At 63.1% G+C, this 24,810-nt stretch carries 20 protein-coding genes; 5 read left to right on the forward strand and 15 right to left on the reverse strand.

Going from position 1 to position 24,810, the window contains the following annotated elements; translation table 11 throughout:
• Nucleotides 1-370 precede the first annotated feature (370 nt).
• Nucleotides 371-1,996, reverse strand: coding sequence for a glucose-6-phosphate isomerase (gene pgi, locus NL154_RS00570; RefSeq protein WP_434733421.1), 1,626 nt, complete (start codon nt 1,994-1,996; stop codon nt 371-373).
• A gap of 136 nt (nt 1,997-2,132) precedes the next feature.
• On the reverse strand, nt 2,133-3,833 hold the full coding sequence (locus NL154_RS00575) for a long-chain fatty acid--CoA ligase (RefSeq protein ID WP_221145859.1): 1,701 nt from the start codon (nt 3,831-3,833) through the stop codon (nt 2,133-2,135).
• Nucleotides 3,834-4,092: 259 nt separating this feature from the next.
• On the opposite strand from NL154_RS00575, the gene NL154_RS00580 reads away from it, so the two are divergent.
• Nucleotides 4,093-4,485: a PRC-barrel domain-containing protein gene (locus NL154_RS00580; RefSeq protein WP_037143114.1), complete on the forward strand. Its 393-nt coding sequence runs from the start codon at nt 4,093-4,095 to the stop codon at nt 4,483-4,485.
• 149 nt (nt 4,486-4,634) lie between these two features.
• Here the strand turns inward: NL154_RS00580 and NL154_RS00585 are convergent, their stop codons facing one another.
• From NL154_RS00585 to osmF, 6 genes are all read right to left on the reverse strand, one after another.
• Nucleotides 4,635-7,088, reverse strand: coding sequence for a glycoside hydrolase family 2 protein (locus NL154_RS00585; protein ID WP_434733422.1), 2,454 nt, complete (start codon nt 7,086-7,088; stop codon nt 4,635-4,637).
• A 65-nt stretch (nt 7,089-7,153) separates the two neighbouring features.
• Nucleotides 7,154-7,549 carry a VOC family protein gene (locus NL154_RS00590; protein ID WP_210629366.1) on the reverse strand — a complete coding sequence of 132 codons (396 nt, stop codon included), beginning with the start codon at nt 7,547-7,549 and terminating at the stop codon, nt 7,154-7,156.
• A 47-nt stretch (nt 7,550-7,596) separates the two neighbouring features.
• A complete protein-coding gene (locus NL154_RS00595) occupies nt 7,597-8,346 on the reverse strand; it encodes an ABC transporter permease (protein ID WP_210629365.1) in 750 nt (249 codons plus the stop codon).
• Nucleotides 8,343-9,287, reverse strand: a complete 945-nt coding sequence (locus tag NL154_RS00600; protein WP_210629364.1) for an ABC transporter ATP-binding protein — start codon at nt 9,285-9,287, stop codon at nt 8,343-8,345. The genes NL154_RS00595 and NL154_RS00600 overlap by 4 nt, the downstream gene beginning before the upstream one ends.
• Nucleotides 9,284-10,450, reverse strand: coding sequence for an ABC transporter permease (locus tag NL154_RS00605; RefSeq protein WP_434733423.1), 1,167 nt, complete (start codon nt 10,448-10,450; stop codon nt 9,284-9,286). The genes NL154_RS00600 and NL154_RS00605 overlap by 4 nt, the downstream gene beginning before the upstream one ends.
• Before the next feature lie 71 nt (nt 10,451-10,521).
• Nucleotides 10,522-11,430, reverse strand: coding sequence for a glycine betaine ABC transporter substrate-binding protein OsmF (gene osmF, locus NL154_RS00610; RefSeq protein ID WP_210629362.1), 909 nt, complete (start codon nt 11,428-11,430; stop codon nt 10,522-10,524).
• Between the two features lie 412 nt (nt 11,431-11,842).
• On the opposite strand from osmF, the gene NL154_RS00615 reads away from it, so the two are divergent.
• The gene (locus NL154_RS00615; protein ID WP_221145865.1) at nt 11,843-13,081 is read left to right on the forward strand and encodes a LysR family transcriptional regulator; all 1,239 of its coding nucleotides are present in this window, start codon (nt 11,843-11,845) and stop codon (nt 13,079-13,081) included.
• Nucleotides 13,078-13,803, forward strand: a complete 726-nt coding sequence (locus NL154_RS00620) for a copper homeostasis protein CutC (RefSeq protein ID WP_210629360.1) — start codon at nt 13,078-13,080, stop codon at nt 13,801-13,803. The genes NL154_RS00615 and NL154_RS00620 overlap by 4 nt, the downstream gene beginning before the upstream one ends.
• A 311-nt stretch (nt 13,804-14,114) precedes the next feature.
• Here the strand turns inward: NL154_RS00620 and NL154_RS00625 are convergent, their stop codons facing one another.
• The 7 genes from NL154_RS00625 to NL154_RS00655 all read right to left on the reverse strand — a co-directional run bounded on the left by NL154_RS00625 (nt 14,115) and on the right by NL154_RS00655 (nt 22,331).
• A complete protein-coding gene (locus NL154_RS00625; RefSeq protein WP_210629359.1) occupies nt 14,115-15,134 on the reverse strand; it encodes a zinc-binding alcohol dehydrogenase family protein in 1,020 nt (339 codons plus the stop codon).
• Between the two features lie 264 nt (nt 15,135-15,398).
• On the reverse strand, nt 15,399-16,373 hold the full coding sequence (locus NL154_RS00630) for an ABC transporter permease (RefSeq protein WP_210629358.1): 975 nt from the start codon (nt 16,371-16,373) through the stop codon (nt 15,399-15,401).
• Between the two features lie 75 nt (nt 16,374-16,448).
• Nucleotides 16,449-18,002 (reverse strand): sugar ABC transporter ATP-binding protein, encoded by a 1,554-nt coding sequence (locus NL154_RS00635; RefSeq protein WP_210629357.1) that lies wholly within the window; start codon nt 18,000-18,002, stop codon nt 16,449-16,451.
• A gap of 103 nt (nt 18,003-18,105) precedes the next feature.
• Nucleotides 18,106-19,095 (reverse strand): ABC transporter substrate-binding protein, encoded by a 990-nt coding sequence (locus NL154_RS00640; RefSeq protein ID WP_210629356.1) that lies wholly within the window; start codon nt 19,093-19,095, stop codon nt 18,106-18,108.
• A gap of 208 nt (nt 19,096-19,303) precedes the next feature.
• The gene (locus tag NL154_RS00645; RefSeq protein WP_434733424.1) at nt 19,304-19,750 is read right to left on the reverse strand and encodes an RbsD/FucU family protein; all 447 of its coding nucleotides are present in this window, start codon (nt 19,748-19,750) and stop codon (nt 19,304-19,306) included.
• A gap of 10 nt (nt 19,751-19,760) precedes the next feature.
• Nucleotides 19,761-20,780 carry an aldo/keto reductase gene (locus NL154_RS00650; protein ID WP_210629354.1) on the reverse strand — a complete coding sequence of 340 codons (1,020 nt, stop codon included), beginning with the start codon at nt 20,778-20,780 and terminating at the stop codon, nt 19,761-19,763.
• A gap of 48 nt (nt 20,781-20,828) precedes the next feature.
• Nucleotides 20,829-22,331, reverse strand: coding sequence for a UxaA family hydrolase (locus NL154_RS00655; protein WP_210629353.1), 1,503 nt, complete (start codon nt 22,329-22,331; stop codon nt 20,829-20,831).
• A 236-nt stretch (nt 22,332-22,567) separates the two neighbouring features.
• Between NL154_RS00655 and NL154_RS00660 the strand changes: the two genes are divergently transcribed.
• Both NL154_RS00660 and NL154_RS00665 read left to right on the forward strand, forming a co-directional pair.
• A complete protein-coding gene (locus tag NL154_RS00660; RefSeq protein ID WP_434733425.1) occupies nt 22,568-23,467 on the forward strand; it encodes a GntR family transcriptional regulator in 900 nt (299 codons plus the stop codon).
• A 162-nt stretch (nt 23,468-23,629) separates the two neighbouring features.
• Nucleotides 23,630-24,754 carry a hypothetical protein gene (locus NL154_RS00665; protein ID WP_434733426.1) on the forward strand — a complete coding sequence of 375 codons (1,125 nt, stop codon included), beginning with the start codon at nt 23,630-23,632 and terminating at the stop codon, nt 24,752-24,754.
• Nucleotides 24,755-24,810 lie beyond the last annotated feature (56 nt).

Genomic DNA, 24,810 nt, shown 5'->3' on the forward strand with positions numbered 1-24,810 from the left:
CGGAACGTTCAATCCGGTTTCGCACCAACAGCCCATCGACACCGATGCGCTGGCCTGGCCGATATCAGGTCATCATTTGCGGCCGCATGACGCTGTCGTCCGATCCGCCCCGGGCGCGTGAATTTCCTGGTAATGCTGAAGCCGGCCTCCGCTCCTTGCCAGCCGCCGGCACCGCCCTTCAGACCCGCTTGCGGGGCGAAGGGATATATACCGCAGCCTCGCGCCTCCCTCTTCTCACCGGCGAGGAGGATACGCCGCGACCTCTCCGTTCCCCTACTCCCTCGCCCGGTTACGAGGCTCCGCAGGACGGGTCGAGACCAGTGGCTCGACCCCGAGGGTTAGGGTGAGGGGCGAGCCCGGCTTTCGAAACTTACTTCGCAAGCTTCGCCAGCGCCGCAACCAGCCCCTGGGTGGAGGAATCGTGGCTCGCCGCACTCTCTTTGCCCTCGACGACGGGCAGCAGGCCCGTTGCCAGTTCCTTGCCGAGTTCGACGCCCCACTGGTCGAAGGAGTTGATGCGGAAGAGCACGCCTTCGACGAAGACGCGATGTTCGTAGAGCGCGATCAGACGGCCGAGCGCATAGGGGGTCAGCTTGTCGTAGACGAAGGTGATCGACGGGCGGTTGCCCTGGAAGACGCGGTGCGGCGCGATGAAATCGGCCTTCTTGTCGTCCATGCCCTTGTCGGTCAGCTGCTTCTTGGCTTCCGCGAAGGTGCGGCCCTTCATCAGTGCTTCAGACTGGGCAAGCACGTTGGAGATCAAGAGCTGGTGTTGGTGGCGCAACTCCGACTCGAAGGCATTGGCGGCGATCATGAATTCGGCCGGGATGATGCTCGTGCCCTGATGGATGAGCTGGTAGAAGGCGTGCTGGCCATTGGTGCCGGGTTCGCCCCAGACGACCGGGCCGGAATTGCCCTCGACCGGCGTGCCGTCGATGGTGACGCCCTTGCCGTTCGATTCCATGTCGAGCTGCTGCAGATAGGCCGGGAAACGCGACAGGCGCTGGTCGTAGGGCAGGATGGCGCGGGTGGGATAGTTCAGCACATTGCGGTGGTAGAAGCCGATCAGGCCGAGCAGCATCGGCAGGTTTTCGGTAATCGGCGCCTTACGGAAGTGGTTGTCGACCGCATGCGCGCCGTCGAGGAACTTGCCGAAATTCTCAGGCCCGATCGCGATCATCAGCGGCAGGCCGATCGCCGACCAGATCGAGTAGCGGCCGCCGACCCAATCCCAGAAGCCGAAGACGCGGGCGCTGTCGATGCCGAAGGCGGCGACCTTGTCGAGCGCCGTCGAGACGGCGGCGAAGTGGTGCTGCACGGCCGATTCGCCGAGCGCCTTCGCGATGAAATTGCGCGCCGTCTGCGCATTGGTCATCGTCTCGACGGTCGTGAAGGTCTTCGAGGCGACGATGAACAGCGTCGTTTCCGGCTGCACCAGCTTCAGGATGTCGGCAATATGGGCACCGTCGATATTGGAGACGAAATGGGCGCGCGGGCCGTCATGGAAGGGGGCAAGCGCCAGCGTCGCCATGACGGGGCCAAGATCGGAGCCGCCGATGCCGATATTGATGACGTCGGTGATCGTCTTGCCGGTGACGCCCTTCAGCGTGCCGGAGCGGATGTCGTCGGCAAACTTGCCCATGGCGGCAAGCACGGCGTTGACGTCAGGCATGACATCCTTGCCGTCCACCAGAACAGGCGTATTCGACCGGTTGCGTAGCGCCGTGTGCAGGACGGCGCGGTCCTCGGTGAAGTTGATCGCCTTGCCGGAGAACATCTCCTCGCGCTTCTTCTCGACGCCGCCTTCTTCGGCAAGCCTGACCAAAAGCTTGAGGATCTCGTCGTTCACCGCCGTCTTGGAAAAGTCCATCAGCAGATCGTCGAGCGAGACGGAAAAGCGCGAAAAGCGCTGCGGATCGGCGGCGAAGGCGGCGCGGAGATCGGTCGCCTTGGTGGCATCAGCGGTGCTTTTCAGCTGTTCGACGATGGGGTTCATGGGAGGCTCCTTTTGAGGCGGAAAGGTTGCGGAAACTATTCGCTTTCTCAGGCGCAAATCAAGTTCAGCCGCCGCTCCAAATATGAAAAATCATCCGCGGCGAGCGGAGGGCTTTAATTTCATCAGATCGTCAAATTTAGCCGCGCAGGTCCTTGCGCAGGATCTTGCCGACAGGCGACTTCGGCAGTTCGGCGCGGAATTCGATGAAACGCGGGCGCTTGTAGTTGGTAAGATTGGCGATGCAATGGGCCCTCACCTCCGCCTCCGTCAGGGTCGGATCCTTTCTGACGACGAAGAGCTTGACCGCCTCGCCGGAATGCCCGTCCGGCACGCCGATCGCCGCCGCCTCCAGGATGCCGGCATGCATGGCGGCGACTTCCTCGATCTCGTTCGGATAGACGTTGAAGCCGGAAACGAGGATCATGTCCTTCTTGCGGTCGACGATCTTGGTGTAACCGCGCTCGTCCATGAAGCCCATGTCGCCCGAGCGGAAATAGCCGTCTGATGTCATCACCCGCGCCGTTTCCTCCGGCTTCTGCCAATAGCCGGCCATCACCTGCGGCCCGCGGATGCAGATCTCGCCGATTTCGCCTGTTGGCAGCGAACGGCCCTCCTCGTCGCGGATATCGAGTTCGGTCGAGGGAAGCGGCAGGCCGATCGAGCCGGTGAACTCGGGCGAATCGAAGCGATTGGCGGTGGCGACAGGCGACGTCTCGGAAAGGCCGTAGCCCTCTGTCACCGCCGTGCCCGTTATCTTCAACCAGCGTTCGGCAACCGGGCGCTGGACGGCCATGCCCCCGCCAAGCGACATGATGAGAGAGGAGAAATCGAGCTTGGCGAATTCGGCGTTGTTCATCAGCGCGTTGAACAGCGTGTTAAGGCCGGGGAAGATATGAATGTTCGACCTTCCGAATTCCTTGACGAGGCCGGGAATATCGCGCGGGTTGGCGATCAGGATATTGTGGGCGCCGAGCGACATGCCCATCAGCGAATTCACCGTCAGCGCGAAGATGTGGTAGAGGGGCAGCGCGCAGAGGAAGTTCAGCACCTCCGGTTGTTTCTTGCGCTGGAAAGCCGATCGCAGCCAGAGCGACAGCTGCAGCTTGTTGGCGAGCAGGTTCTGATGCGTGAGCACCGCGCCCTTGGCAATGCCCGTTGTGCCGCCGGTATATTGCAGGAAGGCGATGTCGCCGCCCGCAAGCGTGACCGGGCGGAGACTTTTCCTTGCGCCTTCGCTGAGCACCTGACCGAAGCTCTTATGCTGAGGGATCGACCAGGAGGGAACGAGCTTCTTTACCTTGCGCACGACGAAATTGACCATCAGCCCCTTCGGCCCCAGCATTTCGCCGAGCGAGGTGACGACGACATGGCGCAGGTCAGTCTTGTTGAGGACCTGCTCGACGGTACGGGCGAAATTCTCCAGCACGAAGATCGCTTTGGCGCCGGAATCACGCAGCTGGTGTTCGAGTTCGCGCGGCGTATAGAGCGGATTGACGTTGACGACCACCAGGCCGGCCCGAAGGATCGCATAGGTGGCGACGGGGTTCTGCAGGACATTCGGCATCATCACCGCGACGCGGTCGCCTTTCTCGAGGCCGATGCTCTGCAGCCAGGCGGCGACCTTGCGCGTCTGGCTTTCGAGCTCGCGGTAGCTCATCGCCCTGCCCATGCTCGAAAAAACCGTCCGGTCGGCGTAACGGGCGCAGGATTTTTCCAAAAGCTCGGCAAGCGAGGCATATTCCAGCGGCGGCAGTTCGGCCGGAACCATATCGGGATAGGTGGCAAGCCAGGGCTTGTCCGCTTTTGCTCCGTTCGGATGGACGGAAATGCTGCTCATCGTGTCTCTCTCTCCCTTGCGGCCGCCGCGCCGGTCGAGCCCTGGTCGACCGGCTCTCATTGACCGGAAGCATCCTCCATCTTCCAGTCCGGCAGCTTATGCCATTGCCTGAACGGTTCAAGCCGAATGAAGCTATACTAACCTTGACGTAAACGTCAACAATCAGGCCCGGTGCGGTCATGGAAAGGCAGGGAACTTTGAGTCCGCGTTGGCGTTGACCTTTCATACCAACCATGAGGAAACACCAAAGGAGGTTCAAATGTTGAATCAGGACACCGACGCCAGCCGCCGTGACCCGAACGCCAAGGAAACGCATTCGCTGATCGCCAGCGACCGCGTCGAAGGCACCCGCGTCTATGGCGCCGATGGCCGGCATATCGGCTCGATCGAACGCCTGATCATCGGCAAGCGCGACGGCCGCGTCGCCTATGCCGTGCTAAGCTTCGGCGGCTTCCTGGGCATCGGTCATGACCACTATCCGTTGCCTTGGGAAAAGCTGAATTACGACACCCAGCTGGACGGCTACCGCATCGACCTGACCAAGGAGCAGATCGAAGGCGCACCCAGCTATTCGGACGATGACGACACCTGGTACAACGACAATGGCCGCCGGGTGTATGATTATTACGGCGTGCCGCCCTACTGGATGTAACTTCGTTCGATGGACCGAGCTGGAAGGGCCCCGTTGGCAGCGGGGCCTTTTGGTGTGTGGTGACCGTCGCCACGCCCCCTGTGCCAGGGTCGGCGCTCACCCTAACCCTCTCCCCGTAAAAACGGGGCGAGGGGACGGATGAGGGGCTTTCACCGACCCGCGAGTAGATCATTGGCCGATCGCAGCACCGTGCCGGTAGCAATGTCATCAGCCTCAATCACCTTCGCCGTCCTCACGTCAAACACATGGCTCTCCCCCGGCAGCAGCGTCACCAGCATCGAATCGACGACCGCATCCGGATCCAGCCGATCCGCCATCAGGCAGAGATCCTTGAGAAAATTCTCGGCCTTCACCTTGACCGCGTAACCATCCTCTATCGCAGTCACATCGACGCTCAGCCGCGGCGCCGGCAGGGCAAGGTCGATATCCTCGACGAAATAGTGAAACGCTCGCCGGTCGAGCATGTCGACGACAACGACCTCGTCCTTCGGTAAATCCGGCCTGACGACCTCCTCGGGCAGCGGAAACTCCCTGGCCTCGAAGCGGTCGCAGAGCAGCCGCCAGAATTCGAATTCCGCAAGCACGCTGCCATCGAGCCTCAGGCGTTTGCCGCTGATCTTGGCTCGCCAGAACAGCGTCCTCTCGTTGATCGCCACCGCTGCCAGTCCGCCGTCGCGCGGCTGGATCGTTAGCAGGCGCGGGTCATAGGCCGCCTTCAGCGCATACCAGAGCGGCTTGCGGCGTCCGGCCGAATCGAGGGCGGCCCAGGAGGTTACCGGCCAGCAGTCGTTGAACTGCCAGACCACCGCGCCCTTGCAGATTGCCCGGTGCGAGCGCATGTGCTCGATGCCGAAGCGGATGGCGCGCGCCTGGTTGAGCTGGGTGGCGAAGTGCCAGTCGTCCATCGTCCTTGGCGCCGGCAGATGGCCGGCCAACCCGCGGATCAGCTTGTCATTGCCCTGCGTCGCCTTCTGGTGGTGGAAGACGCCGTTCGATTGCGGCGTCAGCGGCTGATCGTGGACGCTCTCTTCGATCGTCGCCCAATTGGCCGGCGCCTGCCAGCCGAATTCGGAGCAAAAACGCGGGATGTAGTTGCGGTAGACCTCGTAGCCGACATCGTTCCAGACGTCCCAGATATGTTTGCAGCCATGTCCGTCGGCATTCGGCTCGATCTCCATCGAGCCGGAATAGGGGCTGCCGGGATAATAGGGCCGGCGGGGATCGAGTTCGTCGCAGAGCTTCGGCAGCAGGTCGAGATAATAGCCGAGCCCCCAGCTCTCGCCCGCCTTGACGATCGGCCGCCAGCCCCATTCGTCGAAACCCCAGATATTCTCGTTATTGCCGTTCCAGAGGACCAGCGAAGCATGCGGCATCAGCCGCACGACATTGTCGCGCACCTCCGCCTCGACCTCGCTTCGAAGCGGCTCCTCCTCCGGATAGGCGGCGCAGGCAAAGAGGAAATCCTGCCAGACCAGCATGCCCATGCGGTCGCAGGCTTCGTAGAATTCGTCGCGCTCGAAGATGCCGCCGCCCCAGACGCGCAGCATATGAATATTGGCGCTCCTCGCCTCTTCGATCCGGGCAGCATAACGCTCGCGCGTCACCCGCGAGGGAAAACAATCGTCGGGGATCCAGTTGGCGCCGGCGATGAACAACGGCACGTCATTGATGACGAAGGTGAAGGCCGAACCGTACGCATCTGCAGCGGTATCGAGCCTGAGCGAACGGAAACCGAGCTCGCGCTCAAAGCTGTCGAGCCGATCGCCGCTGGCCTCATCGATCAGCGTAAGCGTCAGCGGATAGAGCGGCTGGGCGCCGAGATGATGTGGCCACCAGAGCTGCGGCGAGGGCAGCGTGATCTCGAACGAAACCTCGTCTTCGCTGGCGGCGATCGTAACCGACGTCGTCACATCGCCGATCTCGGCGACCAGCCGGAACGGCCTGGAATTGCTGTGGCGCGCCAGCCTTGCATGCACCGTCACCAGCCCGTCGCCGCCGGCAAGCGTGGCCGACGCCCGTGTCTCGGCGAGCCGCGCCCCATCCCAGCTCTCCAGCCTCGCCGGCTTCCAGATGCCCGCCGTCACCAGCGTCGGCCCCCAGTCCCAGCCGAAATTGCAGGCCATCTTGCGCATCAGATTGCCCGGCCCCGGATAGTTGTTGGGCCGGTAGCCGTAATGTTTTTCCATCTCAGCGCCATAGGCGTAGGCGGAGCGGAAGGTGACGGAGAGTTCGTTGGCGCCGGTCTTCAGTAGACCTGAAACATCGAAACGGTAGGTGCGGTGCATGTTGAATGTCCGGCCGATCTCTTCGCCGTTGAGGCTGATGACCGCGATCGTATCCAGCCCGTCGAAGACGAGTTCCTGCATTCTGCCATCGTCGGGCGTTGCCTCGAAGCGGCAGCGATAGGTCCAGTCCGCCCTGCCGATCCAGTCATTGGTGATCTCGTTGACATCGATATAGGGATCGGGGATCAGCCGGCTGGCGAGAAGGTCGGTATGGACGCATCCGGGCACCGTCGCCGGCATCGCATCCGGCAGGTCGGGTCTTCCTGTATCGTTGCAGGTGAGCGTCCAGCCGGAATTGAGCGCGGTTTTCTCGATCATGGCGGGCTCCTGGTTATGCCGCTCGAAGCTGTGGGATTATGGTTGGATCGGAAGATCGCGCGCCGTCAGAGAAACCGGCCGTGGCGCTGCAGCACTTCGATCTTGTAGCCGTCGGGATCGCTGACGAAGAAGAACAGGCCGAACAACTTGCCGTCGCGGTTGAGCTCCACCAGCTCGCCCGGCTTGAGCCCCAGTTTCACCATGCGCTCGCGCTCGACGGCGACTTCTTCGACCGAGACGGCGAGATGGCCATAGCCTTTGCCGAGATCATAGGGTTCGGTGCGGCCCTTGTTGACGGTCAGCTCCAGCTCAAAGCCGGTCTCGGCATTGCTCAGATAGATCAGCGTGAAGGTGTCGAAATCGACACGGTCGGCAACCGAGAGACCGAAGGCCTTGCCGTAGAACTCGACCGAGCGCGCCTCGTCGAGAACGCGGATCATGGAGTGGATCATCTTCGCCAAGGCGGCCTCCCGTTCAATCGATCACCGCAGCCTTGGTAGCGGTCCTCTTACGCCGGGCGCAAGCCGATTCTTCGCGTGATCGCCGCTTCGACGAGGCCCATGGCGTCATAGATCAGTACCGCCATCAGCCCGACGATCAGCCCGCCCTGCAGGATGAAGGCGGTATTGTCCGATATCAGCCCGGCGATGATCACCTCGCCGAGACCCTTGGCGGCAACCGTCGAGCCGATCGTCGCCGTGCCGATATTGATCACGGTCGCGACCTTCAGCCCTTCGAGGATCAGCGGCAGCGCAAGCGGCAGCTCGACGCGCGTGAGCCGCTGCGTGCCGTTCATGCCCATGCCGTCGGCCGCGTCGAGCACCTGCGGCGACACCTGCTTCAGGCCGGCGACGGTGTTTTCGAAGATCGGCAGCAGGCCGTAGAGGAAGAGCGCGATCAGCGTTGGCATGGCGCCGAAGCCGGTGGCGGGCACGGCGAGCGCCAGAACGGCGACCGGCGGGAAGGTCTGGCCGGCATTGGCGATGGCGCGCGACAGCGGCAGGAAATCCGCGCCGCTTTCCCGAGTCACGAAGATGCCGCCGGCAACGGCGAGCACGGCGCTGCAGACGATCGATCCGATCACCAGTTGCAGATGTCCGAGCGCCAGCGAGACAAGGCTGTTCTGCGTATAGACAGCGGGCGCATTGTTGCTGGTCAGCGGCGTCAACAGGAAGGAAAGCCACTGGGTCCTGAAAAGCAGGATCAGCAGCAAGCCGAGTGCGGTCAGCCGGAAGAGATTGGCGACGACGAGTTTCATGCCTTGCGGCCCAGTTCGAGCAGCCTTGTCATCGAGATCGATCCCACCGGCGCCTTTTCGCCATCCTGCACCGCCGCCTCGTCGACCCCCTGCCAGATCATTTCGGCGAGCGCATCGCGAAGGCTGAGCGACTGCGGCAGGGCATAGGCGAGGCCGCTCTTGGCCGGCTCCATGCTCTCCTTCAGCGGCAGCAGCGACATCAGCTTCAGCGCCCGGTCGGAGGTGCCGGTCAGTTGCTGCACGAAGGGATCGGCCGGTTCGGTGAGGATCTTTTCCGGAGTCGAGCATTGCAACAGTCGCCCCTGGCTCATCACGGCGATCTGGTTGCCGAGATGGAAGGCCTCGTCCATGTCGTGGGTGACGAGGATGACGGTCGTGCCGAACTGCTTCTGGATCGCCAGGAGATCATCCTGCGCCTTTCCGCGGATGACGGGATCGAGCGCACCGAAGGGCTCGTCCATCAACAGCAGTTCCGGTTCGGCGGCGAGGGCGCGGGCGACGCCGACGCGCTGCTGCTGGCCGCCGGAAAGCTGATGCGGATATTTCTCGGCGAACTCGGCCGGATCGAGGTTGAAAAGCCCGAGCAGTTCCTCCACGCGGGCGGCTATGCGCCTGGAATCCCATTCGAGCAGCCGCGGCACTGTGGCGATATTCTGCGCCACGGTCCGGTGCGGAAACAGTCCGTGCCCCTGGATCGCATAACCGATCCGGCGGCGGAGCTCGGTCACCTCGACATCCATCACATTCTGGCCGTTGACGAAGATCTGGCCCTCGCTGATCGGCACCAGCCGGTTGATCATCCGCATCAGCGTCGATTTGCCCGAGCCCGACGTGCCGACGATGACGGTGATCTCGCCCTTTTCGACGTTCATCGAGACCTTGTCGACGACGGTGGCAGCACCATAGCGTTTGGTGACGTTCCTGATCTCGATCATGCTCATGCGGCAGGTCCCCGGATGCTGTCGATGACCGCATCGAGGATGACGGCCGATGAGAAGGCGAAGAAGACGGTCGGCACGGCGCCGAGCAGGACGAGGTCCATCGCCGTCTGGCCGAGCCCCTGGAAGATGAAGATGCCGAAACCGCCGCCGCCGATCAGCGCGGCAATCGTCACCATGCCGATTGCCTGCACCAGTACGATGCGGATTCCGGTGAGGATGACCGGAAAGGCAAGCGGCATGTCGATGCCAAAGAGGATCTGCCGGCGCGTCAGCCCCATGCCGGCGGCGGCATCGCGCACCGAGGGGTCGACGCCCTGCAGGCCGACGACGGTATTGGCGACGATCGGCAGCAGCGAATAGAGCACGAGTGCAATCAAGGCAGGCGCCGTGCCGATGCCGCGAATGCCGATGGCAGCAGCAAGCGGCACATGGGTGGCGAGATAGCCGAGCGGCAGCATCAACAGGCCGAAGAGCGCCAGGCTCGGGATCGTCTGGATCAGGCTTAGGCCCTGCAGCACGACGGCCCTGAGCTTCGGCACCCAGAAGCACAGAATGCCGAGCGGCAGCCCGAGAGTGATGGCGATAACGAGCGAGCCGAGCGCCAGCAGCAGATGTGAGAATGCCTCGGTCTCGAACTGTGCCGACCGCGTCGAGAATTCCTTCATGATCGAGAGGCTGTCCAGCAGGCCGGAGGCGAGAAAGGCGAAGAGCAGCGCCGCGTAGACGCCAAGCGCTGCCACCCGCATCCAGGGCGCCAGCCGGATCTTGACCAGCGCGTCCGATATGATGAGCCCGAGCACCGCGAACAGCACCCAGAAGCCGCCGCCGGGCGTCATGCGCGCCACCGTGCTGCCGGGCGGCGTCGCCGCGGTCGAGACCAGGCCGATCGCAGCGATCAGTGCGGCAAGGCAAAGGGTGGCAATGACGAGCCGCGCCATGGCATTTCGGAGAAACAAGGTGGCGAGGGCGGTCAGGACGAGAAGGGCGGTCAGGATGATGACGGAGGGCTGGGGAAGAAGCTGCGTCAGCAGCATCGGCTTGCCGGCGGCGATGCGGTTCGCCTTGACGTAGATGAAGGGCATCAGTGCCGTCGCCGCAATGCCGCCCGCCACCAGAACCACGCCGAGCCGATCCAGCCTGCGGACCGTTGAGCTTTCTTCCATCAATCCAACCCTGTCTGGCCGACCCTGTCGTCAGGGGAGGCTCCGCCCGCGACGGGGCGGAGCGGCAATGATTACTTCAGGAAACCTTTTTCCTTGAGATAGGCTTCGGCAACAGACTTTGCCGGCTCGCCGTCCACCTGGATCTTGGCATTGAGCTTGCGCAACTCGTCGGCGCTCAGGCTCTTGAAGATCGGCGAGAGGATTTCCTCAATCTTCGGATTGGCCTTCAGCACCTCTTCGCGGATGATCGGGGTCGGCGCATAGACCTGCTGCACGTTCTTGTCGTCTTCGAGAACGGTGAGCTCGGCCGCTTCGATCGCGCCGTCGGTGCCGTAGACCATCGCGGTGTTGACGCCGTTCGTCTGGTCGGCGGCCGCCTTGATCGTCGCCGCGGTATCGCCGCCGGAAAGAACGACCATCTGGTCGGGCTTCAGCTGGAAGCCATAGGTGGTCTGAAAGGCGGGCAGCGCGCCGGCCGAATTGACGAATTCGGCGGAAGCCGCAAGCTTGGCAGCGCCGCCGCCGGCGACCCATTTGCCGAAGTCAGTCAGGCTCTTCAGCTTGTTCGGCTGGGCGACGTCATTGCGCACGGCGAGCGCCCAGGTGTTATTAGCCGGCGACGGCGTCAGCCAGACGATCTTGTTGGCCTCGTAGTCGAGCTTCTTCGCCAGCTCGTAACCCTGGTCGATGTTCTTCCAGGCGGCGTCATCGGCCTTGTTGAAGAAGAAGCCGGCATTGCCGGTATATTCTGGGTAGATGTCGATTTCGCCTGCGGTGATCGCCTTGCGCACCACCGGTGTGGCGCCGAGTGCGATACGGTCCTGCGTCTTGATGCCGTTGGCTTCGAGCGCCAGTGCGATGACGTTGCCGAGCAGCGTGCCTTCCGTGTCGATCTTCGACGAGACGACGACGTCGGCGGCCTGAACCGCGCCCGCTGCGAAGGCGGAGAGCGAAACGGCAAGTGCGAGTTTCTTCAGCATTGAATATCCCCTTTTAAACACCGTGATGAGGCCCAAGCCGGCAAGGCTTGCGCGCAGGAAATCCGCCGGCGAAGGCGGTAAGGCCGCCATCATCCGAATTGCGTGCGTCATGGAAATAGCGTGCCCGCCCGAAAAATCGATGCAAGCCCCCTCCAGTATTTGCGGTCGCGCCGACGATTATGGCGGCGAACCTCTTTCCGCGCGCGGAAATGCATTCCCTTTTCCAAGGCCGGCGCGATTTGTTTTTGTCCCCTTGCGTGTTCCCACGATGGTCCGGTGCTCGTTTGCGGGAATTCCGCCGCCCGGCTTGTTATGAAGGTGACGATAGCCCCGCTCTCCCGGGGCAGGGATATCTTTTTTCGCGAACACGTCATATCGTCCGGTTCTTCCAGCGCTTTCCGGAGCCCGCCTTTTGCATCTCGGCGCCCTGTTCATAACGCACCACGTCCTGACCTCAGGTTCAGTCCGCGAGACCGCGCGCCGCTTCCAGCTGTCGCCGTCCACCGTGTCTGCGGCAATCCGTAATGCCGAGACCGAACTGGCGATGAAACTGACGGAACGCGCTTCCGGCGAACTGGTGATGCTGATCGCCGCCGGCGGGTTGCTCGAAGGCCTGCAGCCGATTACCGTCGCGATCGGCGAACTCGGCAAATTTGCAGGCCACGACGCCAGCGGGACGGCCGAGGCCTGGGCGTCGCGCATCCCCGTCAAGGTGGTTGCGATCGAGCGCTTTCTCGAGGTGGCCGACCAGGGCAGCATCAACCGCGCTGCCCGCCGCCTTCACTTGGGGCAACCGCAGCTTTCGCTGCAGCTCGCCAATTTGGAGCGATTTCTCGGCCGCCGCCTGTTCGAGCGGCAGGCGCAGGGCTCGGTGCTGACGGAGGAGGGCAGGCGCGCCTACCAGATCTTCATGGCGATCAGCCAGGCATGGAACGATCTGAAATCGGCCGCCGACGAGCGCTACCGCCGCACCGCGCGGTCGCTGCGCATCGGCTCGATCATCCCGACGGGATCGGAAAGCTGGGTGGCGCGCTGCCTGGGCCTGCTGGTCTCCGAATGGAATGCGCGCCGCAGCAACAACGCGATTTCGCTGGTCTCGATGACCGCCGACGACCTGCGCGAGGCGCTGAAGAGCGGCCGCATCGACGTCGCCGTCCTGGATTCGGTCTTCGGCCTGGAACATTTCCGGCATCGCGAATTGCTGCAGACCGACATGGTGGCGATCGCGCCGCCGCAAAGCACCCAAACCACAGTCGCCGAACTCGTCGCCGCGCATGCGATCTGCACGCCGAGCCCGCGCACCGGTCTCGGCCACGCCGCCATGGCCTTCAGCGAAGCGAGCGCACCCGACCGGCGCTTGCGCAGCCGGGATATCACCGCGGCGGATTCGCTGCCTGTCATCGTCGATCTCGTCGCCAATCACGGCTACGTCTCCTTCCTCGGCCGTGTCAGCGCCATGCCGATCGCCGACAAGGTGCGCATCGTCGATCTCGACGAGCATCTGCCGATGTCCTATCACGTCGCCTTCAACCATCGAAAAGCCGCTGCCGATGCCTGCGAGATGATCATCGCGGCGGCCGCCAAAATCACCTCGGAATCTGCCGCGCCCATCACAAAGCAGGTCGACGGGGCCAGGGAGACGGCAGCGTGACGATTTTACTGGAAGTCTGCGTCGACAGCGCCGCGGGCCTTGCCGCCGCAATCGAAGGCGGCGCCGGCCGCATCGAGCTGTGCTCGGCGCTGGAGCTCGGCGGTCTGACGCCGCTGCCGAGCCTGATGCGGATCGCCGCCCGGGCGCCGATTCCGGTCTATGCCATGATCCGCCCGCACGCCGGCCCCTTCATTTTCGACAGCGTCGACGAGGAGGCGATGATGCTCGATATCGACGCGGTGCGCGCAGCCGGCCTCGCCGGCGTCGTCATCGGCGCCAACCGCCCGGACGGCACGCTCGACCTGCCGCTGCTCCACCGTCTGAAGGCGCATGCCGCCGGCCTAGGCTCGACGCTGCACCGCGCTTTCGACCTGGTGCCGGATGCCGATCAGGCGCTGGAACAGGCGATCGAACTCGGCGTTGAGCGCATCCTGACCTCCGGCTGCGCGCCGAAGGCGGCCGACGGCCTCGATACGCTGAAGCGTCTTTCAGAGAAAGCGGCCGGCCGCATCTCGATCATGCCTGGCAGCGGCGTCCGCCCTGCCAATGTCGGCGAAATTCTCCGTGCGACCGGAGCCCGAGAGGTCCACGGCTCCTGCAGCTCGCCGGTCGAAAGCCGCGATCCGCGTGCGGTGGCTTTTGGTTTCGAGGCGAAAAGTGCGAACCGGACGGATGCCGCGGCGGTTAGGGAGATGAGCAGGGCGATTGCGGCGGTGTGTTAGCGGTTTCTGCACTGTTGACGACAAACGGTTGCAGTTTGGAACGCGAATGGAGCGCCTGCGGCCATGGGTCCTCGGGTCAAGCCCGAGCACGATGGAGAGTGGGGGAGCCTGTGCGGCAGGTACCGCAAACCCAGTGGCTTTTGCAGTTACCGTGTTTGCCTAGGCGAGTTCCACCCAAAACCGCTCGCATTTTGCTGGAATTCCTCCGGACGTCCCGCCTCTCGCTGCAGCCGCCTCCTCATACTCCGTCCTACTCGGGCTTGACCCGAGTATCCACGCGCAGCACTCCGCGCGCATGATACACGTCCTACCTACCCACCAACCCTGATCACCGCCTTGATCAGCCCGCTCTTCTCATGCGCCCAGCGGGCCACATCGCGCGGCGCGTCGGCGAGTGTCGTGCGGTGGGTGATCAGCTTGTCGACCGGCACCAGCCCTTTGGCGATCGAATCCGCCACGTGCTCGAAATCGGCGCGAGTGGCATTGCGGCTACCGATCAGCATCATCTCGCGCTTGTGGAACTCCGGATCGGAGAAGCGGATGTCGTCCTTGACGACGCTGACCAGCACCAGCGCGCCGCCGTGGGCGACGAAGGAGAAGGCTTTCTCCATCGACGGGCCGTAACCTGTGGCGTCGAAGACCACGTCGAAGCCGTCGCCATTGGTCTTTTCCTTGACGGCCTCGGCCGTCGCCTCGTTGGCGACGATGCCGGAGGTGAAGCCGAAGCGTTCGGCGGCCATCTGCAGCCGTTCGGCGCTGGTATCGAGCAGCGTCACGTCATGGCCGGCGATGCGCGAGAAGATCGCAGCGCCGAGCCCGATCGGCCCGGCGCCGATGACGAGCGAGCGCGCGCCGGCGCCGGCGAGCGAGCGGCGCACCGCATGGGCGCCGATCGCCAGAAATTCCGTCGTCGCCGCCGCTTCGAGGCTGAGGCCCTTGGCGGGATAGAGATTGCCTGCCGGAACGGAGATCTCCTCGCAGAAGGCGCCATCGGTATGGACGCCGAGGACCTTGATGTTGGTGCAGCAGTTCGGCTTGCCCTTGATGCAGGCGACACATTGACCGCAGGAGAGATAGGGGTTGACGATGACAGGCGTGCCGGCCGTAAGCGCCACGCCGTCGCCGGCCTCGATCACCGTCGCCGAGATCTCATGCCCCATCACCCGGGGATATTCGAGGAAAGGGTGCTTGCCCTCGTAGATGTGATAATCCGTGCCGCAGATGCCGACATGGCTGACGGCCAGCCGCACCCATCCGGGCGCCGGTGCGGAAGGTGATGGGCGTTCGACGATGTCGAGCACGCCGGGTTCGCGGCAAACAACTGCTTTCATGACGGGTCTCGCATTCTTCGTTCTTTACTCTGTGTCGTGCCAACTGCTGTTCGGTTCGGGCGGATAGCTGCCCCTCACCCTAGCCTTACCAGGGTCGAGCCACTCGTCTCGACCCGTCCTGCGGACCCCCGCTTGCGGGGCGAGGGGACGTGCCCAGCGAGACATTGGCGAGGGACCGAGAGGTTGCGGCCTGGTCCCTTCTCCCCGCGAGCGGGGAGAAGGTGGCGGCAGCCGGATGAGGGGCAGGCCGCTCTCTCTCGCTGCTCAGCTGCTCTTGCGGCGGCGCAACTGGTCGAAGAACACGATCACGATGATCAGCAGTCCGGTGATGATGCGCTGCCAGAAGGAGTTGACGTTCAGAAGGTTGGCGCCGTTGTTGATGGTGGCGAGAATGAAGGCGCCGATCAGCGGGCCGTGCACGGAGCCGACCGCGCCGAACAGGCTGGTGCCGCCGATGACCGAGGATGCGATCGCCTGCAGTTCCCAGCCGTCGGCTTGCGTCGCATTGCCGATCGCGATGCGCGAGGCGAGCAGCACGCCGACGAAGGCGGCAAAGCCGGCCGAGAGGATATAGGCGAGATAGATCATGCCCTTGACGTTGACGCCGGAAAGGCGCGCGGCTTCCGCATTCGAGCCGACCGCGAAGAGATAGCGGCCCCAGCGGCTGAGATGCAGGAAGACGAAGGAAGGCACCGCCACCAGGATGACCATCCAGAACAGACTGGGAATGCCGAGGAAATCGGCACGGGCGAAATTGCTGAAGCTCTCGTCGGTGATGCTGATCGTCGAACCGTTGGTGATCAGCAGGCCGATGCCGCGCAGCGATGTCAGCGTTGCCAGCGTGATGATGAACGGCGGCAGGCCCATATGGACGATGCCGAAGCCGTGGAAGGCGCCGATCGCCACACCGATGGCGAGCGTCAGCACGATCGCCGCCCAGAGCGGCACGCCGGCCTGCAGCAGCCAGGCGATGATGACCGTGCAGAAGCCGACGATGGCGCCGACCGACAGGTCGATGCCGGCGGTGATAATGACGAAGGTCTGGCCGAGCGCCAGAATCGCCGTCATCGCCCCCTGACGCAGCAGGTTCGAGATGTTGAGCGGCGTCCAGAAGCTGGCGGTGACGAAGCCGAGCACGACCCAGAGGAAGATCAAGAGCCCGATCAGCGTCAGGCCGAACAGGATATTCATTTTCCGACGCGGCGGCGGCGCGACGATTTCGGTGGGGGTGGCAGTCATGAATTTTCTCCCTCTTAGAGCCTTTCCGTTTTTCTCCGAACCGCGGAAATGCTCTATCTCTTTGTTGTCTCGTGCTCAGACGCCGATCGCTTCGCTGAGCACTTCTTCATGCGTCGCCGCGTGGAAATCATGGCTGGCGACGATCCTGCCGCCGCGGAAGACGTGCAGCCGGTCGGCCAGTTCGTAGACCTCTGGCAGATAGGAGGAGATCAGGATGATGCCCGCCCCCTCCTTCAGAAGCTTGGCGAACAGCCGGTAGATTTCCGCCTTGGTGCCGACGTCGACCCCGACGGTTGGTTCGTCGAAGATGAACAGCCTGGCGCCGTGGCTCAGCCACTTGCCGATGACGATCTTCTGCTGGTTACCGCCCGACATGCTGGAGGCCGGAACGCGCCGGCTCGGCGTCTTGATGCTGAGATTGCGGATCTGATTGTCGGCATTCGCCGATTCCCGCGCATGGTTGATGACCGGCCCGTGGCTGAGGCGCCCGAAGACCGGCAGGTTGATATTGAGGCCGATCGACTGATTGAGGCAGAGCCCCTGGTCGCGCCGGCTTTCCGGCGCCAGCGCAATGCCGAGCTCCATGGCCGTGCGTTCGTTCCGGATGTCGACGCGCTTGCCCATCCAGTGGATTTCGCCGGCGCTTTTCGGCTGGCGCCCATAAAGGCCCAGCGCGAATTCGCTGCGTCCGGCGCCGATCAGGCCATAGAGGCCGACGATCTGTCCTGATTTGACGCTGAGCGACACGTCCTCGAAGCCCGGACCCGAAAGCCCTTTGACCTCGACGATCGTCTCGCCGAAGGCGATCTCTTCCTTGTGGTAGATCTGCTCGATCGAGCGGTTGATCATCAAAGCGATCAGCTCGGCATCATTGGTCTCGCCGATCAGCCGCGTGCCGACATGCGTTCCGTCGCGCAGCACCGAGACCCGGTCGGCCAGTTCGAAGACCTCCTCCATGCGGTGGCTGATATAGACGATGGTCACGCCTTCGCCCTGCAGGCGGCGGATCAGCTTGAACAGCTGCGCCGATTCCTGGCGTGTCAGATAGGCGGTGGGTTCGTCGAAGATCAGGAATTGCGTGCCGCGCATCGCCGCGCGCGCCGTTGCCACCAGCTGCTGCTGGCCGATCGTCAGCGAACTTAGAAGCGCGCCGGCCGGCAGGCCGAAGCCAAGATCGTCGAGTACCGCCTGCGCCATCTTTTCCATCTGCTTCTTGCGCATCAGGCCATAGCGGTTGACCTCGTCGCCGAGGAAGAGGTTGGCGGCGACCGTCAGGTGCGGGCAGAGCACCACTTCCTGGTGGACGGCATTGATGCCGCGGGCGATCGCCTCGTTCGGCGTCGACAGCCCGACGGGATGGCCGCACCACAGCACCTCGCCGGCCGTGCGGGTGATGACGCCGGTGAGCAATTTGATCAGGGTGGATTTGCCGGCGCCGTTTTCGCCGACGATGGCGTGGATCTCTCCGGCCAGGAAGGTCAGCGTCGCCGGTTTCAGCGCCTGCACATGACCGTAATTCTTCTGCAGGCCCTTGAGTTCGAGGATAGGCGATCCGGCGGGAATGCGATTGGCTTCTTTCAGCGTGGCGCTGTCATCGTGGCGATGACTGACCTCTTCCAGTCCGATCATGGACCTCTCCTCCTCTTGTCGCGTCTGCTCCATCCCTGCTGAACCATACCATGGATGGAAAAGGCCGCGCCGGTTTTTGAGCCGGCGCGGCCCGTCTGTCGTCTTACTTGATCTTCGGGTTCAGGAGCGCGTCGATCTTCGGATCGGCCATGTTCGCCTTGGTGACGAGGTTTGCGCCGGTGTCGACATTCTCAGGAACCTTTTCGCCCTTGGAGACGGCAAGCGCGGTCTTGATGCCGTCATAGCCCATGCGATAGGGGTCCTGAACGACGAGGCCGGCAATCGCACCGTCCTTGAGGAAACCGACCGTCTTGTCGTCACTGTCGAAGCCGATGACCTTGATCTTGTCGCCGAGCTTGTTTTCGGCGATCGCCTGGCCGACGCCCTGCGCCAGGATCAGGTTCGAGGCGAAGACGCCGACGAGCTTCGGGTTGGCCGTGATCAGGTCGGTCATCATGTTGAGGCCGGTGGTTGCCTGGCCGTCACCATACTTGTCGGCGATGACCTTCAGACCCGGATGCTTGGTCTTGATCTGATCGAGGAAGCCTTCGCGGCGCTGTTCCAGTGAGCCGACGCCGGGAAGATTGGTCAGGATGACGATGTCGCCTTCTTCCTTGCCGGTCATCTCCTTGATGGCGGCGGCAAGACCGTCGGCGGCGATGCGGCCGCCCTGGACGTTGTCGGTCGTCAGGAACGAGCTGAACGCCTTGGAGTCGGCACCGGAGTCGATGCCGATGATCGGAACCGACTTGGCGGCTTCGTCGATCGGCTTGCCGAGCGCCTTGAATTCGGTCGGCGAGATGACGATGGCGGCCGGCTTGCCGGCAACGGCATTCTCCAGAATGCTGATCTGGCCGTTGATGTCGGATTCTGCCTGGGCGCCGAGTTCCGGCACGTTGACGCCGAGATCCTTGCCGGCCTTGCGGGCGCCGGCCAGAACGATCTGCCAGTAGAAGGACGTCGTGTCCTTGACGATGATCGGGATCGTCACGTCGGCGGCAAAGGACGTGACCGGCATCGCTGTGGCGATGACGGCGGCACCCGCGAGCGCGGTAAAGGCGCGGCGGGACAGCAGGGATTTCACGATGCTCATAAAAGTTCTCCTCTCAGGATGCGTTCTCCTCCAATAAACCGGACCGCTGAACGCTGGCGGAGGGTTTTTATCGATAAAAAACATTTGCAGACAGAAGCTAGCCGAGGCGCAATCAAATTGCAAGGGCGTCAATCCAGCTTTTTTGCTACGGAAAACTCCTTCCAAGCATCTGATTTTATTCCAATACTACGATAACCTAAAATAGCTATCAGGTGAAATCGACCTCGTGCGGATGCACGACGCCCTTTTTCAAAATCAGGTTGCCATACAGCCGGAATTCGGTTGTCGCCACGATATAGGCGGCCTTGCGCGCCATCGCATAAAAGGCGAAACGCTCCACCGGCACGATCGAAAACTCGCCGGCGCGCTGGGCGACGATTTCCTGAAATTCGGCGCAGACCTCGGGCACGGCCTGCGGGTCGCCGACTACCTCCATCCGCCAGGCAGTCTCGGGTACGAAAGTGTCGAGCGGCATATGTGTCAGGATCGCCTCGGCCATCGCGGTGGCGCTGACGCCGTCGGCGCGGATGACCGGTGGGCCCATCGAGCCCGCGGGGAAATTGGCGTCTGCGATGACCATGTCGTCGCCATGCCCCATCGTCTTCAGCGCATGAAGCAGATCGGGCCCGAGCAGCGGATGAATACCTCTCAGCATGTTGTCTCCCTCAGACCCGGACCGCTTCGGCGCCGAGCGGCGGCGCAGTGAGCGTATAGGGTTCGAATTCGTCGTAGATCTCGTCGGCTAGCGGCGGCTCGACTGTCTCCATGTTGCGCGTCAGGCTCGACGGTTTTGCCGTGCCGATCAGCACCGAGGCGACGATCGGGTCGCGCAGTGGAAATTGCATGGCGGCGGCCGCGAGCGGCACGCCGTGACGCTTGGCGATTGCCTCCATGGCGCCGACCTTGGCAAGAACGTCCGCATCGGCCGGCATATAGTCGAAATGTGAGCCCGGCACCGGGCCTGTAGCGAGGATGCCGGAGTTGAAGACGCCGCCGACGACGAGCGATGTGCCCTTCTGCCGGCAGAGCGGCAGAAGTTCGGCGACCGCCGAACGGTCGAGCAGCGTATAACGGCCGGCAAGCAGGATGCAGTCGAGATCGGCATGGCGCATGACGTCGAGGCAGACCGGCACCTCGTTGACGCCGAGGCCGAAGGCAGAGATGGCGCCCGATGACTTGAGCGCGTCCAGCGCCTTGATGCCGGAATCGAGAAGCTGCTTCTGGTAGACCGCGTTCTTCGCCGCGCCATGCGTATAGACGCCGATATCATGCACGTAGAGAATGTCGATGCGGTTGAGGCCGAGGCGCGCATAGCTGAACTCGACCGAGCGCATGATGCCGTCATAGGAATAGTCGTAATCGGCGTCGAAGGAGAGCGGATTGACATAGCTATAGTCGGGAACGGTACCCGTCGGCACCGGCCTCAGCAGCCGGCCGACCTTGGTGGAAAGCACATAGGCGCCATCCGGCTGATCGCGCAGGAAATCGCCAACGCGCCGTTCCGCAAGGCCGAGGCCGTACCAGGGAGCGACATCGAAATAGCGGATGCCGCTGTCCCAGGCTGCCTGCAGCGTCTCCATCGCCTGATCGCGCGGGCAGTCGCGGTAGAGACCACCCAGGGGAGCTGCACCGTAGCTGATCTCGGTCACCTCAAGCCCGGTCTTGCCGATCCGTCTCGTCTTCATCATGCCCCCCCCGGGAATTGCCTAAAAACAACAGCTTAGCATCGCAATCTAGAGCGTAGCGCCGAGATGCCAAGGCACGAATTCGTTATCGCCGTAACCGAAGATCTCGCTCTTGGTCTTCTTGCCGGAGGCCGTGTCGACGATCAGATCGAAGATCTCGCGGCCCTTGCCGCTGATCGTCGCGTCGCCGGTGGCGATCGTGCCGCAATCGATGTCCATGTCCTCTTCCATCGAGGCATAGAGCGCCGAATTGCTGGACAGCTTCAGCGACGGCGCCGGCCGGCAGCCGAAGCAGCTGCCGCGGCCGGTGGTAAAGGCGATCATATTTGCCCCGCCCGCCACCTGTCCGGTCGCTGAAACCGGATCGTAGCCGGGCGTGTCCATGAAGACGAGGCCGGGCGCGGTCACCCGCTCGGCATAGCCATAGACCGCCGTCAGCGGCGAGCGGCCGCCCTTGGCGACGGCGCCGAGCGACTTTTCCAGGATGGTGGTGAGCCCGCCGCGCTTGTTGCCGGGCGACGGATTGTTGTCGAGCGAGGCGCCGTGCAGCGCGACGTAATCTTCCCACCAGGCGATTTTCTCGTCGAGTTTTCGCGCCACCTCGTCGCTGACGGCGCGGCTGCGCAGCAGATGTTCGGCGCCATAGATTTCCGAGGTCTCCGACAGGATCGCCGTGCCGCCGGCCGCCGCCAGCAGATCGGCGGCGACACCGAGCGCCGGATTGGCGGTGATGCCGGAAAAGCCATCCGAGCCGCCGCATTGCAGGCCGATGATGATCTCGCCGATCGAAATCGGCATGCGCTTCTCCCTGCCGACATCGGCGGCGATCTCGCGCAGCACGCCCATGGCGCGCTCGACCGCGCGGCGCGAACCGCCGGCATCCTGAATGTTGAAGTGGCGCTTCGAGGCGCCCGCACCGCTCTGGCCGTAAAGCGTCAGCTGGTTGACCTCACAGCCGAGGCCGATCATCAACACGCCGCCGAAATTGACATGCCTGGTATAGCCGGCAAGTGTGCGGTGCAGCACGTTCATGCCGTCGCCGGTCGAGCTCATGCCGCAGCCCTGATCGTGCACGATCGGCACGAAACCGTCGATGCCGTCGTAATGCGGCAGGATCGTCCGGTTCGCCTCGTCGGCGATTGCCCGGCAGACGGTGGTGGAACAGTTCACGCTGGCGATGATGCCGATATAGTTGCGCGTCGCCGCCCGCCCATCGGCGCGGCGATAGCCCATGAAGGTGCGCGCCTTGTCCTCTGCGGTTGCTTCTGCCGGCGCCGAATTGGCGGTGGCGGCCAGACGGTCGTTTTCAAAATGCAGATTATGGCTGTGCACATGGTCACCGGCCTTGACCTCGGCGGTGGTGCGGCCGATCGCCTGCCCGTACTTCACCACGGCCGATCCCAGCGGAATATCCGCGATCGCCACCTTGTGGCCCGGCTCGATCTTCTGGCGGGCTGCAATGCCGGCAACCGTCGAGCCCTCGGCGATGGCGGCCGTTGCGACCGCTACATTGTCGCCGGCCGACAGGATGATCCAAGGCTGTTTGTCCAATCTCTTCTCCCTGAAGGAAACGCTCGCTGCATCGGCGAATGCGATTGATTTTGTTTTTTATCTACAATAAACATTTTCAAGTCAACGGGAATATTGAACCTGTGGACCAGGGAGGCAATGCGCCGCAGACGATCGGAAATACGCTAATGGTTTTTTCAACAAGCTCCGGTCGGGCGCCGTTTCGCTGTTGAAGCGGAACGGCAATCCCGGCACGCGGGCGGAAAGCGGGGGATCTGATGGCAAGGCAGAATACGGTCTTCAAGGAAGCCTACAACAGGTATGCCGCGGCCCTGCGCACGGATACGGCGCTGCCGTCGGAACCGGAGATCGCAGCCCAGCTCGGCGTCAGCCGTTCAACCGCGCGCGCCATCCTCACCCGCCTCAGCGATGAAGGCATCATCCGCTGGAACAAACGTCAGAAGATCGTGCTGCGCGAGCCCACCGACCGCGACCTCTTTCCTTCCGAAGAGACGGATTCGCTGCACGACATCATCGAGCGCAGCTTCATGCGGCGCATCCTGGCCGACGATGCCGCACCCGGCATGCAGATCAACGAGCTGGAGCTTGCCCGCGAGATCGGCACCGGCACAACGAGCGTGCGTGAATTCCTGATCCGCTTCTCCCGCTTCGGACTGATCGAAAAGCGGCCGAACAGCCATTGGACGCTGAAGGGCTTCACCCGCGAATTCGCGCTCGAGCTTGCCGATGTCCGCGAAATGTTCGAGCTGCACTCCGCCGCCGAATTCGGCAGGCTTTCGCGCGAAAATCAGGCCTGGATCGATCTGGCCGCCATGCGCGAGGAGCATCTTTCCATGCTTGCCGACATCAACCAGCGCTTCAAGGACTTCTCGGTCCTCGACGAGCGCTTCCACCTGTTGATCCACCGCGCCTCGAAGAACCGCTTCATTGCCGATTTCTACGATGCGATCGCCATCATCTTCCACTATCACTACCAGTGGAACAAGACGGCCGCCCGCGAGCGCAACGAACGCGCCATCCACGAACATCTGGATTATATCGCCGCACTGGAATCCGGCGACCAGGCAGCGATCGGAAAAGCCTGCCGCGTCCACCTGCGCTCCGCCCGTCAGACCCTGCTGCAATCTCTGCCGCAGAATATGAGCGAAAACGCCTGAGCCGAGGAGGGCTGCTCCGGTGCCGTGCCGCAGCCATGTCGGCAAACGTCTGGGTTGATGCGAATGCTCCGTTACAGCTATTGAAATAGCTCTTTGATGCGCATGGTCGATCTCCGCCGTCGGCGATGAGCGATGATCATGAATGGAGAGCAAGTTTCACCAATGGAAAACACCTCTGCACCCTCCACCGCTGCCGAATGGAAGCTGGCCGAATTCTTGAGCACCTATCGCTATTGGGCGGTCTTTTTGTCGTCGCTTCTTGTGGCGATGGCCGGACAAGGGTTGAGCACGGTCTTCCCCGTGATCTCGCAGATGGCGGGAAGCAGCGCGCAGACAATCGGCATTTTCTATTTCGGCTCCACCCTTGGCTGGGTGGTCGGCGCCTTCCTGGCCTTTGTCGTTGCGAGCCGCCATGGTCGGTCGGCTTTGATTTCGCCAGTTCTCGTCTGCGCGGTCGTAGCCGTCTGTTTGCTGCCGGCGCCTGCGCTCTGGGCATCGCCGGTATTTCTGTTTTTGTTCGGCCTGGTGGTCGGTGCGATGCGGGCTGTCTATCCTCTCGCGGCCGCGATATTCCTGGTGGGTGGGCGGCCGGGCAAGATCGACTTCGGCTGCGTCCTGACGCTGATGTCGACGACGATCCTGATTTCAGCCTTTGCACCGGCCGTCGCCTCGTGGTTGTACGGGTTCGATCTCGGCGCCGTGCCCGTTGTTTCAGCTTTTCTGGCCTGCCTGCTCCTCGCCGTCATAGTGCTGGTGCCGGCTGGAAACCTCGCCTTCGATGAACCGCCGCGTCCTCGGCACAAACCGCTTGCACCGCGGCGGCGATCACCCCTCTTGGTCGCCATCATCCTGGTCGCACCGCTGATCCTTATTTTCCTGACGGTGCTCGGGCTCAATCTGCTGCAGGCGGGTGATTTCGAGGTCGCCCGTTCTCCGGTCGCGCTGCTTTTGGCGCTTCTGGTCCTCGGCATCGCGCTGGCCGCCTTCGTCTACCTTGCCTATCGGGTCTATCGCATCCACGGGGAGCTTGCGGGCGCCGCACGGTCGCAGCGCCTGCTCACGCCGCTTGCGGCCATGCTGATCGCCATCCTCGTGCCGCTCGGATTGCCGGTTCTTGTCATGACCCTTGGCGACGTGCTGAGTGAGCGGGCCCGCGACAGAGGCCAGGGAAATCCGATCTCGATTGCCTGGCTCGGCATCTGGAGTTTCATCCTTCCGCCGATCGCCATCGCAATGGTCCAGAAGGCGGCGAACGACAGCTATGTCCTGGGTGCAAGCAGGACCTAACGGCGACAGTAAGGCCGTGGCCCTTCGGCGCCGCCGACGCCGTGTCCCGCACCGGC

Origin of the sequence: Rhizobium sp. YTUHZ044 (assembly GCF_051123975.1) — a bacterium.
Taxonomy (GTDB): Bacteria; Pseudomonadota; Alphaproteobacteria; order Rhizobiales; family Rhizobiaceae; genus Rhizobium.